Origin of the sequence: Enterobacter soli ATCC BAA-2102 (assembly GCF_001654845.1) — a bacterium.
Lineage (GTDB): Bacteria > Pseudomonadota > Gammaproteobacteria > Enterobacterales > Enterobacteriaceae > Enterobacter > Enterobacter soli.
In genome coordinates, this window is the sequence record NZ_LXES01000045.1 from 17,599 (window position 1) to 34,464 (window position 16,866).

11 protein-coding genes are annotated in these 16,866 nt (G+C 53.9%); 8 read left to right on the top strand and 3 right to left on the bottom strand.

Annotation, left to right across the window (positions count from 1 at the left end; all coding sequences use genetic code 11):
* Positions 1-55 precede the first annotated feature (55 nt).
* Entirely contained in the window at positions 56-1,747 is a 1,692-nt protein-coding gene (locus M987_RS16460; RefSeq protein WP_014070234.1) for a methyl-accepting chemotaxis protein, read from the top strand.
* Positions 1,748-1,795: 48 nt separating this feature from the next.
* Here the strand turns inward: M987_RS16460 and M987_RS16465 are convergent, their stop codons facing one another.
* Together M987_RS16465 and M987_RS16470 are read right to left on the bottom strand one after the other, a co-directional pair.
* Positions 1,796-4,180 (bottom strand): glucose/quinate/shikimate family membrane-bound PQQ-dependent dehydrogenase, encoded by a 2,385-nt coding sequence (locus tag M987_RS16465; RefSeq protein WP_014070235.1) that lies wholly within the window; start codon positions 4,178-4,180, stop codon positions 1,796-1,798.
* Between the two features lie 290 nt (positions 4,181-4,470).
* Positions 4,471-5,394 (bottom strand): LysR substrate-binding domain-containing protein, encoded by a 924-nt coding sequence (locus M987_RS16470; RefSeq protein ID WP_014070236.1) that lies wholly within the window; start codon positions 5,392-5,394, stop codon positions 4,471-4,473.
* A 273-nt stretch (positions 5,395-5,667) separates the two neighbouring features.
* Here M987_RS16470 and hglS point away from each other — a divergent pair, with 273 nt between their 5' ends.
* Complete coding sequence (hglS, locus tag M987_RS16475; RefSeq protein WP_014070237.1) at positions 5,668-7,011, top strand: 2-oxoadipate dioxygenase/decarboxylase HglS; 1,344 nt, start codon at positions 5,668-5,670, stop codon at positions 7,009-7,011.
* Positions 7,012-7,053: 42 nt separating this feature from the next.
* Positions 7,054-8,562, top strand: a complete 1,509-nt coding sequence (locus tag M987_RS16480) for a carboxylesterase/lipase family protein (protein WP_014070238.1) — start codon at positions 7,054-7,056, stop codon at positions 8,560-8,562.
* Here M987_RS16480 and M987_RS16485 read toward each other — a convergent pair.
* Positions 8,549-9,391: a LysR family transcriptional regulator gene (locus tag M987_RS16485; RefSeq protein ID WP_014070239.1), complete on the bottom strand. Its 843-nt coding sequence runs from the start codon at positions 9,389-9,391 to the stop codon at positions 8,549-8,551. The genes M987_RS16480 and M987_RS16485 overlap by 14 nt on opposite strands.
* A 113-nt stretch (positions 9,392-9,504) precedes the next feature.
* On the opposite strand from M987_RS16485, the gene M987_RS16490 reads away from it, so the two are divergent.
* The 5 genes from M987_RS16490 to M987_RS16510 all read left to right on the top strand — a co-directional run bounded on the left by M987_RS16490 (position 9,505) and on the right by M987_RS16510 (position 16,850).
* Entirely contained in the window at positions 9,505-10,674 is a 1,170-nt protein-coding gene (locus M987_RS16490; protein ID WP_014070240.1) for a pyridoxal phosphate-dependent aminotransferase, read from the top strand.
* Positions 10,675-10,684: 10 nt separating this feature from the next.
* Positions 10,685-11,458 (top strand): ABC transporter substrate-binding protein, encoded by a 774-nt coding sequence (locus tag M987_RS16495; protein WP_014070241.1) that lies wholly within the window; start codon positions 10,685-10,687, stop codon positions 11,456-11,458.
* 286 nt (positions 11,459-11,744) lie between these two features.
* Positions 11,745-13,400 (top strand): glucan biosynthesis protein D, encoded by a 1,656-nt coding sequence (locus M987_RS16500; protein WP_041162062.1) that lies wholly within the window; start codon positions 11,745-11,747, stop codon positions 13,398-13,400.
* A 115-nt stretch (positions 13,401-13,515) separates the two neighbouring features.
* Complete coding sequence (locus M987_RS16505; RefSeq protein ID WP_014070243.1) at positions 13,516-15,498, top strand: AAA family ATPase; 1,983 nt, start codon at positions 13,516-13,518, stop codon at positions 15,496-15,498.
* Positions 15,495-16,850 (top strand): McrC family protein, encoded by a 1,356-nt coding sequence (locus tag M987_RS16510; RefSeq protein WP_014070244.1) that lies wholly within the window; start codon positions 15,495-15,497, stop codon positions 16,848-16,850. The genes M987_RS16505 and M987_RS16510 overlap by 4 nt, the downstream gene beginning before the upstream one ends.
* Positions 16,851-16,866 lie beyond the last annotated feature (16 nt).

A 16,866-nucleotide genomic window follows, 5' to 3' on the forward strand; every position in this document is an offset into this window, starting at 1 on the left:
TGACTATTTTACAGGCGTGTTTTTACGCATCTTACCTATAAGAGAGTCGACGGTCATGGACAACACAACTTCGATGCAGGCGCAGCACAAGCTGAGCTTCTTGCATCACATCAGGCTGGTTCCGCTGTTTTCCTCCATTCTCGGTGGCATTATTCTTCTGTTTGCCTTGAGCTCCGGTCTGGCGGGTTACTTCCTGTTAAAAGCTGACACCGATCAGCAGGATGTCACATCCGAAATCCAGGTACGTCTGGGGTTATCGAACAGTTCAAACCACTTACGCACTGCCCGTATCAATATGATCCACGCGGGTGCGGCGAGCCGTATCGCTGAAATGGATGCGATGAAGCAGAACATCCACGAAGCTGAAACGCGGATTAAGCAATCCCAGGAAAGTTTTGCTTCGTATATGAATCGCGCGGTTCGCACGCCGGCAGATGAAGCCCTGGACGCGGATCTGAAAGCGCGTTACGACGCCTACATCGCTGGCCTCCAGCCGATGCTGAAATATGCCAAAAACGGTATGTTTGAGGCCATTATCAACCACGAAAACGAAACCGCACGTCCGCTGGATGACGGGTATAACGACGTGCTGATGAAGGCGATTAAAATCCGTACCGACCGAGCAAATGCGCTGACGGCGCAGGCGCACACCCGCACGCAGCTGGGGCTGATGTTTATGGTCGGCGCCTTTGCGCTGGCGCTGGTGCTGACGGCGATGACATTTATCGTGCTGCGTCGTACGGTGATTAATCCGCTTCAGCGTGCCGCTAAGCGCATTGAAAATATCGCCAAAGGCGACCTGACGATGCCGGACGACGCCACTGGACGCAGCGAAATTGGCCGCCTGACGCGTGACCTGCAAACCATGCAGCACTCGCTGGTGACGACCGTGGGCACGGTTCGCCAGGGGGCGGAAGAGATCTATCGCGGTACCAGCGAGATTTCTGCCGGTAACACCGATCTCTCTTCACGCACCGAGCAGCAGGCGGCAGCCATTGAGCAGACGGCAGCCAGCATGGAGGAGCTGACCGCTACCGTGAAGCAGAACGCCGATAACGCCCACCATGCCAGCAAACTGGCGGAAGATGCCTCCGGTAAAGCCAGCCGTGGCGGCCAGATGGTGTCCGGCGTGGTGAAAACCATGGGTAATATCTCTACCAGCTCGAAGAAAATCTCTGAAATCACCGCAGTGATTAACAGCATCGCTTTCCAGACCAATATCCTGGCGCTGAACGCCGCAGTAGAAGCCGCGCGTGCCGGTGAGCAGGGTCGCGGTTTTGCGGTGGTGGCGAGTGAAGTCCGTACGCTGGCAAGCCGCAGTGCGAACGCGGCGAAAGAGATTGAAAGCCTGATCAACGAATCCGTGTCGCTGATTGACCAGGGCTCTGGCGAAGTGGTTGCCGCAGGTAACACCATGAATGAAATCGTTGAAGCCGTTAAGCGCGTCACCGACATCATGCTGGAAATTGCAGCGGCGTCCGATGAGCAAAGCCGTGGCATTGTGCAGGTGAGCCAGGCTATCTCTGAGATGGATAAAGTGACCCAGCAGAACGCCTCGCTGGTGGAAGAAGCCTCTGCGGCGGCAGCGTCTCTGGAAGAACAGGGCGCACGTCTGACCGAGGCTGTTGGCGCGTTTCGTCTGAACGGAGCAACGGCAAGCCGTTCGGTAGCGTCTTCGCCCGCTGTTAAAAGCGCGCCATTGCGTCCCGCTGCTGCTGTATCCGGGGATAACTGGGAAACGTTCTGAGTCGCCACCGGGCAAAAAAAGGGACCATTTGGTCCCTTTTTTCATGTCTTACTGTTTATCCGGCAACGCATACGCGATGATGTAATCACCCCGATCCGGTGACTGACGTGCGCCACCTGCGTTAATGATGACGTACTGCTTGCCGGTTTTCGGTGACACGTAGGTCATCGGGCCAGACTGGCTGCCAACTGGCAGACGGTCTTTCCAGATCTCTTTCCCGGTTGCGGTATCAAACGCACGCAGGTAGAAGTCCTGGGTACCGGCAAAGAACAGCAGGCCAGACTGTGTAGAGAGCGATGCTCCCAGCGTAGGCATCCCGATTGGGATAGGCATGTGCATACGGATCCCCAGCGGACCGGTGTCTTCCACGGTGCCGACCGGAACCTGCCACACCAGCTTACCGGTTTTCAGATCCACCGCGGACATGGTACCAAACGGTGGTTTCTGGCACGGAATACCCAGCGGGGACAGGAAACGCTCACGCATAGCGCCGAACGGTGTACCGTCCATTGGCACGATACCCATTTCAATACCGCTGGCGTTTTTCGCCACGTTTGCACGCGGAACCATGTAGTTCGCCAGGCCCAGGCGCATATCATTCACGAACATCAGGCTGTTGTTTGGGTCAACGGAAACGCTACCCCAGTTCATGCCACCCAGCGAGCCCGGGAACTGCAATGAACGGTCAAGACCCGGTGGGGTGAAGACTCCCTGATGACGCATCTCTTTAAACTGGATACGGCACAGCAGCATGTCGACCGGTGTGGCACCCCACATGTCGGATTCCGTCAGCGTCTGGTTGCCGATCATCGGCATCCCTACGGAGTACGGCTGAGTCGGGGAGTAACGTTCGCCTTCCACATTGCCGGCAGGAACCGGACGCTCTTCAACCTTCGCAACAGGTTTACCCGTTTCGCGGTTGAGCATGAAGATCATGCCCTGTTTACTGGTCTGAACCAGCACAGGCGTGGTGCCGCCTTTACCGTCTGGCAGGTCATACAGCAGCGGCTGAGATGGCAGGTCGAAGTCCCACAGGTCGTGGTGTGTGGTCTGGAAGTGCCAGCGCACCTGGCCGGTGGTTGCATCGACGGCGACGATAGACGAGCTGTATTTATCATCCAGCGCGGTACGTTCACCCGCCCAGAAATCTGGTGTGGCGTTACCGGTTGGCAGATAGATAAGGTTCAGTTTTGCGTCGTAAGACATCGCAGACCAGACGTTCGGCGTACCGCGCGTGTAGGTCTGGCCTTCCGGCGGCAGGCCGGTCAGGTTCGGATTACCCGGATCCCATGCCCATGCCAGTTTACCGGTGTGAACGTCATAAGCGCGCACCACTCCCGGCGGTTCGCCCGTGGAGAAGTTATCGGCCACGCGTCCACCGACCACCACCACATTACCCGCCACAAGTGGCGTAGAGGTTTGCTGGTAGTAACCCGGTTTGATATCACCCATACCCACGCTCAGGTCAACAATACCGTGGTCGCCAAAGTCTTCACAGACTTTGCCGTTGTCGGCGTTGATAGCAATCAGACGCGCATCGGTGGTTGGCAGGAACAGACGACGGGAGCAGGCCGCAGGCTGTGTTTCTGCCTGTGACGTTGTCACATTATCGTGATCTTCAAAATAACCCAGACCACGGCAACGTTGCCAGTTTGGCGCGGTGGCTTTGGAATCGTAGCGCCATTTTTCTTTACCGGAATCTACATCCAGCGCCAGCACTTTGCTGTACGGGGTACAGACATATAGCGTGTCGCCAACCTGGAGAGGGGTATTCTGATCTTCAGCACCGGAGCCGTTGCTCTGCGGGATATCGCCCGTATGGGCAACCCAGGCGACTTTCAGATCGCCGATGTTCTGTTTGTTGATCTGATCCAGTGCGGCAAAGCGGTCACCATGGGTGGTGTTACCCCAGTGCTCCCAGTTTTTTTGCTGCTCGCCAGGGGCGACAGGTTTAACCGGAACCGGCTCGTTGGCGGTAACCAGCGTCTGCGGTTTAAACATCCAGCCAAAGCTTGCCAGCATGGCAACGGCAAGCACCGCAGCGATGCCAAATGGCGCGCATTTTCTGACGGGCGCATTGCTGTTTGCGGCGCGCAGGAAAGGCCAGACAATCGCGCACAGGAACGCCAGCACCGCGAAGGTGAAGAGGCGCGAGAAGAGCGGCCAGAAATCCCAGCCCGCATCGCTGACGGCCCAGAACAGTGACGCAATAAACGCGATGGCGTAAAGCACAATACCGCTGCTGCGGTTGGTGAAAATCAGGCCTGCGGCAATCAGCATTACCACGCCCATTATCAGGAAGTACCAACTTCCGCCTACTGTGGCGAGCTTGAAGCCCAAGCCGCCGACTGCCAGACCGATGAGTGCCATCAATCCGGCAAGGAGCCACTGCAGGATACGAGGTAACCCGCGCGGCGCGCTGCCAAATGCCATTTCTGTCTCCTTAAATACTCTCGTCTTTTCAGGTCTGTGCTGTGCGGCATCTGTACCAAATGGGTAAATAAAGACGAGGGTTATGATGGTTTCTACGCTTCTGATTGCTTAAGTAGCGCATGAATTCACAGGTAACAAATAGTCTGCGAACCATTTGGTGAATTCGCGGCTATGATAAAACTGTTAAATTGTTTTACGCAATTGTTAATGAAAGATTTCGCATTATTTGATTAGAGAATAGAACAAACCCGCCGTGACGGCGGGTGAAAGGAAAGGGTACAAAGGGAGAATCAGGCAGGCATTGACTTGCGGATGGCGCTGAGCAGCGTCTGTGTGCCTGTTGAAAGCGGGATATCAACGCGGGTAAGAATGCCAATTGGCTCTCCCGCGCCTGGCGATGTGACTGGCAGCGCCGTAAGCGTGCCGTGGCGTAAATCGTCTTTTACTGCACCTGAAGGCACAAACCACACATAGTCGAAGTCGACCGTCAGCTGGCGTGAAAGTGAGGCCGACAGGGTTTCGATACAGCCGGTTGGCAGAGTGCAGCCCTGTAACTGTAACAACGCTTCGGCGTTCTGACGCGGAACTGTACCTTTTGGTGACACCACCACCGGCCACTCCATCACGCGGCTTAAGGTGACGGTATCCTGCAACAACGGGTGGTTCGGCCGAACCACCAGCTTGAGCGATTCCAGGAACAACAGTTCATAGTTAAGGCCCGTCATCAGTTCCGGGTCGGACATCCGGCCGATCCCCAGATCCAGTTCGCCAGATTTGAGTCCTGCCAGCAGCATGGTGTTATTCATGGTCGCAACCTGAATCGTGGTGTGCTTTTGCTGCTTGTGAAACTGGCCAATAACGGCAGGCAGAATGCCCAGCGCCGCCGTTGGCAGAGCGCCCACGCGAACAATTTCGCTGGTGTGATCGTCTTTACGGTTTAACGCCTGGCCTGCGGTGTTGAGGGCATCCAGCACTTTCACTGCGTGAGTCAGGAATTGCTCGCCCACGAGCGTGAGCTGTGCGCCCAGGCGTCCTCTGTCGAACAGCCGGGTTCCGGTAAGTTGTTCCAGCTCGTTGAGTGTTTTCGACAGTGCGGGCTGACTTAGGTTAAGGGTTTCAGCCGCTCGCCCCAGCGTTCCCTGTTGAGCGACGGCCACAAATGTATGCAAATGGCGCAAGCGTATGCGCTGACTGAACAGACCATTTTTTTCCATAGGCGATGTTAAAAACAGAGCGATGCGGGTGACAAGTTAAGTTGTTTAATTTTGATAACCTGATAGCAAAATATTTTTAACATTTGATCTATTTGAGTTACAAGCTGTTTTTCAACTGACCCATTTTCACTCCCGCACGCAATAACCTGAATTCACACCCGAAAGTACAGCCTTTAACCACTCATCTGCCTGGATCACAATTTGTAAATTCTTCCCGCCAACCAGAACGGGCTTCTCTACACTCCAGGTAATATTCACTGGAGGCATGACATCATGGCGAACACCATCACGGCTGATGATATTCGGGAACACTTTTCGCAGGCTATGTCGGCGATGTACCAGCAGGAAGTTCCGCAGTACGGCACGTTACTTGAACTGGTTGCCGACGTTAACCTGGCCGTTCTGGAAAATAATCCCCTGTTACATGAACAACTGGCGAACGCAGATGAACTGGCGCGCCTGAACGTTGAACGGCACGGTGCGATCCGCGTTGGCACAGCGCTTGAGCTCTCCACGCTGCGCCGGATGTTTGCGATTATGGGGATGTTCCCGGTCAGCTATTACGACCTTTCTCAGGCGGGCGTACCCGTCCATTCAACGGCGTTTCGGCCGATTGATGATGAGGCGTTGTCCCGAAATCCGTTTCGTATTTTTACCTCTCTGCTGCGACTGGAGCTGATTGAAAACGTCGCGCTGCGGGAACGTGCCGCGCAAATTCTGGCGAGCCGGAATATCTTTACCCCGCGCTGTCTGGCGTTGATTGAACTGCATGAGTCAGAAGGGGGCTTTACAGAGTCGCAGGCACGCGAGTTTGTGAAAGAGGCGATTGAAACCTTCCGCTGGCATCGCCATGCCACGGTTGATCAGGAAACGTATCTTGCGCTGAGCAATGAACACCGGCTGATTGCCGATGTGGTCTGTTTCCCGGGCTGCCATATCAACCACCTTACGCCTCGTACGCTGGATATCGACCGCGCCCAGGAGTTGATGCCGAAATATGGCATTGAACCTAAAATCCTGATTGAAGGGCCGCCGCGCCGCGAAGTGCCGATTTTACTGCGTCAGACCAGTTTCAAGGCGCTGGAAGAGCCGGTGCTTTTTTCCGGTGAACATCTGGGAACCCATACTGCCCGCTTTGGTGAAATCGAGCAGCGTGGTGTGGCGCTGACGCCGAAAGGCCGTGAGCTGTACGACAGTCTTCTGGGGCAGGCCGGTACCGGGAAAGACAATCTGACACACCAGTTGCACCTGCAAGAGGTTTTCAGCGCCTTCCCGGATAGCGAAATGTTCCTGCGTCGTCAGGAGCTGGCTTATTTCCGCTACCGTCTCACCCCCGCGGGGGAAGCGCATCGCCAGGCGTTCCGACCGGGTGACGATCCGCAGCCGCTGATCGAACGGGGATGGGTGGTCGCGCAGCCGATTACCTACGAAGATTTCCTGCCCGTGAGTGCGGCAGGAATATTCCAGTCCAATCTGGGGAATGAAACCCAGGCGCGCAGCCACGGTAACGCCAGCCGCGATGCGTTTGAAGCCGCGCTCGGTTGTACGGTATATGACGAATTTACGCTGTATCAGGAGGCGGAAGCGCGCAGTAAACACCGTTGCGGTTTGCTCTGAAAACGGTACTCTGCGGGGATGTGACGGAAAAAGAAGGTTGGTATGCAAAATCCCTCCGCCCCTGTGGTTGAAACGCGCCAGGGCGCACTTGCTGGTTTTACCGATGATGATGTACACGTGTGGAGCGGTATTCCTTACGCCGCTCCGCCTGTAGGTGCGTGGCGCTGGCGTTCTCCGCAACCACCCGCCGCCTGGGAAGGGTTGCGCTCTGCTACGGTGTTTTCGGCATCAAGCTGGCAAAACAGCGAGTATTGTCAGGAGCTGGGCGGTGGCGATCCGGGTCAGTTCTCTGAAGATTGTCTCTATCTTAATGTCTGGTCGCCGGTTGCGCGTACCACGCCGCTGCCGGTGATGGTCTGGTTGCACGGCGGTGGTTTTACCATTGGTGCTGGCGGGCTTCCGCCCTATAACGGTAAAGCACTGGCCAGGCGTGATGTGGTAGTGGTGACCCTCAATTATCGCCTTGGTCATCTGGGCTTCTTCGCCCATCCGGCCCTTGCCGGGGAAGAGGAACAGGTGGTGCACAATTTTGCCCTGCTGGACCAGATAGCCGCGCTGAACTGGGTGCGGGACAACATTGCGGCCTTTGGCGGCGATCCGAATTCGATAACCCTGTTTGGTGAGTCTGCCGGCGCGCGGAGCGTGCTGTCGCTGCTGGCCTCTCCGCTGGCTGGCGGGCTTTTCCATAAAGCGATTGTGCAGAGCGGCTACACCTTACCGGACACGCCGCGCGCACAGGCGCTGCAAAAAGGCGAAGCCCTGGCGGCCCATTTCGGTTTTGAAAATGCGACGGCGGAACAGCTGCGCGCAATTCCCCCCGAGGCGTTCTGGCCGCTGACCTCACCGCTGAATATCGCCCCGGCACCTGTAGTCGGCGATTGTGTTCTCCCGGAAGCAATGCTCGATGTGTTCTTCGCCGCCCGCCAGCATCCCGTTCCGGTGATGATTGGATCAAACAGCGATGAAGCAAGCGTGATGGCGGTGTTTGGGATCGACCTTGCCGGGCAAATTCAGAAGCTGCGCCGTGAACGCCGGTTCGGCCTCGGGTTAATTAAACTGCTGTATCCGGGCGTCAAAGGGGACGAGGAGCTGGGCAGACAGGTTTGCCGTGATATGGCATTTACCACCATGGGATTCGTGGTGATGCAGGCGCAGCAGCGTGTGGGGGCCCCGTGCTGGCGGTACTGGTTTGACTATGTTGCCGAAGCGGAACACGCCACCTATATCAACGGTGCCTGGCACGGTAACGAAGTGCCTTACGTGTTCGATACGCTGGGGCAGGTTGAGCCATCCCGCCACTATGTTAATTCCCGCGATATGCAGTTTTCTGCTCAGGTAGCTGACTACTGGGTGAATTTCGCTCATCAAGCCAGTAGCAGCCGGGACACGCTTCAGGGACCGACCCACTGGCCAGCCTGCCGTAAAGGTCGGGATGTGCTGTTACGGATTGGAGTGAATAAACATGCAGGATTCAGGCTTGAGAACCGCTTTATGCGTGCCCGCATGAGTCTCTTCAAACGGGTCATGAAGCACCACGTCAGTCTTGACTGAGCAGGCAGGAGCGAAACGCAGCGAGTCCGTTATCCTGGCTATGGGACTCGCGTAACACCAGCCGATAGCTCGCACCGGTTTTAATGCTCGTCTCAAAAGGCCGCGTCAGCCGTCCCGCGCGGATATCCTCTTCCACCAGCGTTTCATCTGCAATGGCGATCCCAAGCCCCTGAATGGCAGCGGTGATGGCCAGATCCATCGTATCGAAGTGTTGATTTTTGAGCATGGCTTTGGGGGAAAGCGCCTGTTTTGCCAGCCACAGCGACCAGTCCGTTTTGTCGCGAGTGGGGTGCAGGAAAGTTAACGACTCCAGCTCTGCTCCCGCGCGTAACGGGCTGAGAACCGGCGTTAGCGCTTCTTCAAACAGCAGATCGCCTGCGCTCATGTGCGTGCCGAAGACAATGGCGGCATCGTAGGATTCGGTTTTGAAATTGACGTTGTGATCGGTGGTGGTGGTAAGCGCGATTTGCAGTTCGGGCTGCTCGCGCTCAACCTGTAACAAGCGCGGGATCAGCCAGCGCATCGCGCAGGTTGGCGCTTTCAGTCGCACCACGGTTTGCTGCGCGCGAGCCTGCTCAGCTACGGTCAGCAGATGCTCAAAGGCGGATTGCAGTTCGGGAAGCAGGGCGCTTCCCTGGGGGGAAAGCCGCAGTCCGCGGGCATGACGCTCAAAAAGTGGAAAGCCGAACCAGGCTTCAAGCGCCGCAATTTTACGGCTTACCGCGCCCTGGGTCAGGCACAGCTCTTTTGCCGCATGGGTAAGATTCAGGTGACGGGCCGTTTTCAAAAATGCGTCAACGGCATTGAGCGGGAAGTAACGGCGCGACATAGAACACCTCAGGTATGCATTTTTCTCATGGCTATTATGACAACAATTCGTTTGTCGCCACAACCGACTTATTGTTTGAATAGTTATGCAATCTTTATGAGAAAGGAAAGATGATGACTTTGAGAACTCCGGTGCAAACCCGGTCCAAACTGCCTGATGTTGGCACCACGATTTTTACCGTTATTGGCCAGCTATCCGCACAACATAACGCCATCAACCTTTCTCAGGGCGCACCGAATTTTTCCTGTGACCCTAAACTGGTCGCCGGTGTCACCCGCGCCATGGAAGCCGGGCAAAACCAGTATGCGGCGATGACCGGCCTTCAGACGCTGAAAGAGCGGATTGCCGATAAAATCTCGACGCTTTACGGCACGCAATATGACCCCGGTAGCGAAGTGCTGGTCACGGCCAGCGCCAGCGAAGGACTGTACTCGGCGATAAGTGGGCTGGTGCATCCGGGTGACGAGGTTATCTACTTTGAGCCGTCGTTTGATAGCTACGCGCCTATCGTGCGTTTGCAGGGAGCAACCCCTGTTGCCATCAAACTGACCGTACCTGATTTTGCCGTGAACTGGGATGAAGTCCGTGCTGCCATCACCCCGAAAACGCGGATGATCATCGTTAACACCCCGCATAACCCGAGCGGGCAGGTCTTCTCTGCGAACGACCTGCAACAGCTGGCGGCGGTCACACGCAATACCGATATCATTATTTTGTCTGACGAAGTGTACGAACACGTCGTCTTTGATGGCGAGCCGCATCACGGGATGGCCACACACCCGCAGCTGGCGGAGCGAAGCGTCATTATTTCATCCTTCGGAAAAACCTATCACGTCACCGGATGGCGCGTCGGTTACTGTGTTGCACCGGCGGTGCTGATGGAAGAGATCTGCAAGGTCCATCAATTTTTAATGTTTTCTGCCGATACCCCAATGCAGCACGCGTTTGCAGAACACATGACCGATCCGCAAACCTGGCTGTCGCTGGCCGCGTTTTATCAGCGCAAACGCGACCTGCTGCAATCGCTGCTTGCAGAATCACCGTTCCGCTTGCTGCCAAGCGCCGGTTCATTCTTCCTGCTGGCCGATTACAGCCATTTTAGCGATGAAAGCGACAGTGACATGGTGAAGCGGTTGATTACCGAGTGCGGTGTTGCAACCATTCCGCTGTCGGCGTTTTATGCGGATGGCACAGATAATAAATTGATCCGTCTCTCTTTTGCGAAAGATGAGGCAACGTTACGGGCAGGTGCCCAGGCCCTGTGTCGGGTTAAACCACGCTAAGGAGTTTTACATGAAATTACGCGCGTTAGTTGTCGGCATGGGATTGCTGTGTTCGTTCTCTTCTTTTGCCGCCACAGAGCTGCGTTACGGGCTGGAAGCAGAGTATCCACCGTTTGAAAGCCGCAATGCCTCAGGCGAGCTTGAAGGCTTTGACGTTGAGCTGGGCAATGCCATCTGTAAAGCGGCAGCGCTGAAATGTACCTGGGTTGAAACCTCGTTTGATGCGTTGATCCCGGGCCTGGTGGCGAAGAAATTTGATGCCATTAACTCTGCCATGAACATCACCGAACAACGCCGCAAGAGCATTGATTTTACGCAGCCGATTTACCGCATTCCGTCACAGCTGGTGGGGAAAGCGGGCACGGCGGTAGAAGCAACGCCTGAAGGGCTGAAAGGTAAAACCATCGGGGTGTTGCAGGGATCTATCCAGGAAACATACGCCAAAGAGCACTGGGAAAAGCAGGGTGTCACCGTGGTGTCTTATAAAGATCAGAACATGGCGTGGGGAGATTTGCTGAATGGCCGTATCGATGCCTCGTTAGTCATGTCCGCGGCCGGGCAGGCAGGTTTCCTGAGCAAGCCCCAGGGGAAAGGGTTTGGTTTTATCGGCAAACCGGTGTCTGACGACACTATCCTGGGCAGTGGTATCGGTTTTGGATTGCGTAAGGGGGATGAGGCCACCCAGAAGCAGCTTAATGCCGCAATTGATAAAGTACGTGCTGATGGCACGATCGCTAAACTCGCTGATAAGTACTTCCCGGGTATCGATGTCAGCGTAAAATAACCGCCTCGCTTTGCCCCGACTGTCGATGTCCAGCCGGGGCATTTTTCTTCCTGCCACGCTTATTTGCTCCTCAGACCTGCCGCCTTGTGTGTCCAGTGACGTTACCTTTCTTTACGCCTTTTTCAGGCTGTTCTGGTCGACAGAAAATATTTCTCACTTTGCTCATATAATCACCCGGCAACAATTGGATTCTTAACCGTTTTTGTTTAGGCTGTGCGTTCTTTCTTGCCGTCATTTCGCCGCGCGCGAAACACATTCACACGACCATAAGGACGTTTTTCCAGGCATGAATCGCAGACGTTTTTTAAAAGGTTCGCTGGCAATGGCCGCCCTGAGCGGCACATCAGGCCTTGCTTCACTGTTTTCTAAGGCGGCATTCGCTGCTGACTCTGACATTGCTGACGGTCAGAGCCGACGTTTTGACTACTCCGTACTGCAATCCATGGCACATGACCTGGCAAAAACCCCGTGGGGTGGCGCACCGCGTCCGCTGCCGGAAACGCTGGCGACCATGACCCCGCAGGCGTATAACGCCATTCGCTACGATGAAAAGCAGTCGCTGTGGAACAATATTGAAGGCCGTCAGCTTGACGTGCAGTTTTTCCATATGGGGATGGGTTTCCGCCGCCGTGTGCGCATGTTCTCGCTCGATCCGTCGACATCTCAGGCGCGTGAGATCCACTTCCGTCCGGAGCTGTTCAGCTACAACGAGACGGACGTCGACACTAAACAGCTGCAAGGGCAGAGCGATCTCGGCTTTGCGGGCTTCCGCGCCTTTAAAGCGCCAGAGCTGGCACGCCGCGATATCGTTTCGTTCCTCGGCGCGAGCTATTTCCGCGCTGTAGACGATACCTACCAGTATGGTCTTTCAGCCCGTGGTCTGGCGGTGGATACCTTTACGGATACGCCGGAAGAGTTCCCGGATTTCACCTCGTTCTGGTTTGAAACCGTCAAGCCTGGCGATACCACCTTTACCGTCTATACGCTGCTGGACAGCCCAAGCGTTACCGGTGCCTACAAGTTTGTGATCCACTGCGAGAAAAGCCAGGTGATCATGGACGTAGAAAACCACCTCTATGCGCGTAAAGACATCAAACAGCTTGGCATCGCCCCGATGACCAGTATGTTCAGCTGCGGGAATAACGAACGTCGCATGTGCGATACCATTCACCCGCAAATCCATGACTCCGACCGTCTGGCGATGTGGCGGGGCAATGGCGAATGGATCTGCCGTCCTCTGAACAACCCGCAGAAATTGCAGTTCAATGCCTACATGGATAAAAACCCGAAAGGGTTCGGTCTGCTCCAGCTTGACCGCGATTTCTCGCACTATCAGGACATCATGGGTTGGTATAACAAACGCCCAAGCCTGTGGGTAGAGCCGCGTAACAACTGGGGTAAGGGCGCGGTTGGCCTGATGGAGATCCCGACAACCGGTGAAACCCTGGATAACGTGGTCTGCTTCTGGCAGCCAGAAAAACCGGTGGAAGCGGGCGATGAGCTGGACTTCAAATATCGCCTGTACTGGAGCGCACAGCCTCCGGTGCGCTCGCCGCTGGCCAACGTTTTCGCGACCCGCACCGGCATGGGTGGGTTCCCTGAAGGCTGGGCACCGGGTGAAAACTACCCGAAAACCTGGGCGCGTCGCTTTGCCATTGATTTTGTCGGTGGCGATCTGAAAGCCGCGGCGCCGAAGGGGATTGAACCTGTGATTACGCTTTCAAATGGTGAAGCTAAGCAGATTGAGATCCTCTACGTTGAGCCGTTCGATGGCTATCGCATTCTGTTTGACTGGTATCCGACGTCCGACTCAACGGAGCCAGTGGATATGCGGATGTTCCTGCGCTGCCAGGGCGATGCCATCAGTGAAACCTGGCTCTACCAGTACTTCCCGCCAGCACCGGATAAACGTAATTACGTTGACGACCGGGTTATGCGCTAGTCGAGTTGAACTGCGCCCGGTAAGCGTAACGCTGCCGGGCGATTAACAGTCATAAATCATGATTTCGCCTATGTTCGCATTTGTACTGCTTTTTCATCAAGGAGTGGTGTAGGAAATGCTGAATTCGCTCGAGATATACCATGCGTTGAATGAATTGGGTTACCGGCTTGAGAATGGAAAATTCGAGCCAAGCTATGCATCCGAGCATCCGCTCGGGAATGGAAAGTATCTGTATGTCAAACGCAGTCGGGACGGCGTCGTTAACAAGAGCCCATTGGTACTTGCACCAGACACCCTTGCCTTAAAGGCGGAAATTGATCGCATTGAGGGTATCCACTGTCTTTGGGAAAAAGTTAAAAGCACCAGCTACCGCCGTTACCCGAAAGATAATGGTACGTCCCAGTATGGTTTTGCGGCTGATGTTGAATCAGTCGAAGCGCTACAGGCCCTGGTGGTTTTGTTGGGAGCTCAGCCCTCTTCGAATCCCCAATCCGCACTAAAAAGAGACAACGAAAACAAGGATCAATCGTTAATGTATCCCTTAAACCAGATTCTCTTCGGACCGCCAGGAACAGGTAAAACCTACACGACAACCGAAATGGCAGTCAAAATTGCGGATAATGCGTGGTATCAACAGGCTACGCGTGAACATCATGGCAATGACTTACGGGAAAAGGTAAAGCAGCGGTATCAGATGCTGGTAGAAAAGCAGCGCATCATGTTTACCACTTTCCATCAGAGCTTCTCGTATGAAGACTTTATCGAGGGTATTCGTGCGACGACGGATGAAAGCTCGGGTACGCTTCGCTATGACGTTATGGATGGCATTTTTAAGCAGTTGTGCCTGAATGCTGAAGTTAAAACAAGTGGTAGTGCAACCCAGTCATTGTCTTTGAATGGGAGACGAATCTGGAAAATGTCTCTTGGAAATACTCTTGACGGTGAAGATTATATTTTCGATGAGTGCCTTGCGAACAATTATATTCTATTGGGTTGGGGAGATAATCTTGATTTTAGTGGCTGCACGACTCCAGCGGATGTCCGATTACGCTTAGACGAATCGAATGAAGGCCAGGTTGAGAGAAGTGAATACATGCTGACTGCGGTCAATATGTTTAAAAACATCATGCGTAATGGTGACCTGGTTATTGTTTCCGATGGTAATCATAAGTTCAGGGCCATTGCCGAGATCGCCGGGGATTATCAATATCTGCCAAATGATGAACGCGTAGGCTTTCATCAAATGCGTAAGGTCAACTGGTTGCGAACCTATTCACCGAGCTTACCGAAAGAGCAACTTTTTTTAAAATCACTTTCACAGATGACGTTATATGAGTTGAGGGATACTTCAATTGATAGGGCGAAATTGTCTCAGCTATTGTCCCCGGTTGAAACAAGTGATAATCAAGCGTTGCCGCACGTGCTCATTATCGATGAGATAAACAGGGGGAATATTGCCCGTATCTTTGGTGAATTGATTACTCTGCTGGAATCCGATAAACGATTGGGAGCCGAAGATGCCCGCTCCTTAGTCCTGCCGTATTCTAAACAACTGTTTTCGGTGCCCGGGAATGTTTATGTCATTGGGACAATGAATACCGCGGATAAATCCCTGATACAAATGGACCTGGCACTAAGACGACGCTTTAGCTTTACCGAAATGCCTGCGCGACCGGAACTGTTAGCTGGGGTCACTGCGTTTGGCGTTGATGTCGAAACGTTGTTGACGCGCATTAATCAGCGTATTGAAGCGTTGCTGGATAGTGAGCATATGATTGGTCACGCTTACTTCATGCCACTAAAGAAATTAGACAGTAACGCCGACCGCGAAGCCTGTCTTGCCAGCATCTTCCACGATAAAATCATTCCATTGCTGAGAGAGTATTTCTTTGATGATTATGAGCGTATCGGTTGGGTGCTTAATGATTCAGTGAAAGCGAAAGAAAACCGATTTATTTTGTTGCAACAGTCAGCACAATTACCGTCGTTTTCTGCGCTATTCCCGAAAGATATTGCAGATAGTTTGTCTGACAGGCGTTTTCGTATCAACGAACATGCATTTGCGATGGCAGAAGCTTATCAGGGGATTGTCGCATGATGATTCAGGTTCGGGAATATGCTCTGCTGAGCAGTGATAACACTCAACCAGCCAGTATGGATTTGGGGATTGTCTCTGAAGCAACATTTTCCTGGCTTGAGCAATTGCAACAACAGTGGAGTGGTACCTCTCAAATTCTCAGCCGGGAAGGGAGGCGTTTTTTGCGTTTGGGAAGCTATGTCGGTTATCTGCAATCCCCGACTGGCGAGTCAATTGAAATTCTGCCAAAAACCACTCTTGACGTTCCAGCTGAGATAGTCCCTTTGCGTCAGCTTTTACGCCGAATGCTCAGCGCCTCTTTCGGGATTACACCCCGTGAGGCGAGCCAGGCGGTATTACAACGCAGTGACCAACCTCTGCATGAATGGATAATCAGTGAGTTCCTGCGGCATCTTGCTGATTTAGTTCGCAAAGGACTGCGTTTCGATTATCACCTCATTGAGGATGAACATAGTGCGTTCATCCGTGGTCAATTGGATGTCTCTGCGCAAATGAGAATGCCTCCGGGCAGAGGCACTCAATTCCATGTGCGCTATGCTGAGTTCTCCCCTCAGCGTATTGAAAACCGTCTGCTACGGACTGCTTTAGACTGGACTCTCAAAATGACCAGACAAGGGCAGAGCTGGAGGCAGGCAAATTCACTTAGCCACCAACTGGATGGCATAGTGCCGATCTCTGGCAGTACAACGCAATCAATGAGGCAGTGGAGTGACGGTAAATATCTCTTTGGCTATCGCGCTATAAAACCGTGGTGCCAGCTCATTCTTGAACAGATGAATCCAGATTTTCAATATGGCTCGCATCAGGGCATTTCTTTGTTGTTCCCTATGGAGAAGTTATATGAGGGCTGGGTAGGGTACGGTCTGGCGGGGGCGTTGCATCACGATTACCAGCTTATTGAGCAGACTAAGAGCCAGTGCCTGTTAGAACATGTTCCAGTTGGCGAAAAGTCATCTCAGAGATGGTTCATGCTGAAACCTGACTTTCTTATCACTGGCGGGCAGACGGTGGTGATGGATGCTAAATGGAAACTATTAGATAGCAGAGCTGATGATGGTCTGAGGAAGTATGAAATCAGCCAGCCGGATCTGTATCAGATGTTCGCCTATGGGCAAAAGTATCTTCATGGGAAAGGCACTATGATGCTGATTTATCCGCGTCATCAGTACTTTGCTACGCCATTGCCGGTGTTCCGTTTCGACGAAGATTTATCGCTATGGTGTGTGCCCTTTGACCTTGAATCGGGTGGATTGGTGAAAGGCGAATGGCAGGATTCGTTCCGTTGTTTCCCTGAAGATGAGCCTGAAGTCGTTTATGATGAGCAACAAAATAGCCACGCATTTCACGAATAGTAAATGGTGAGGGAGA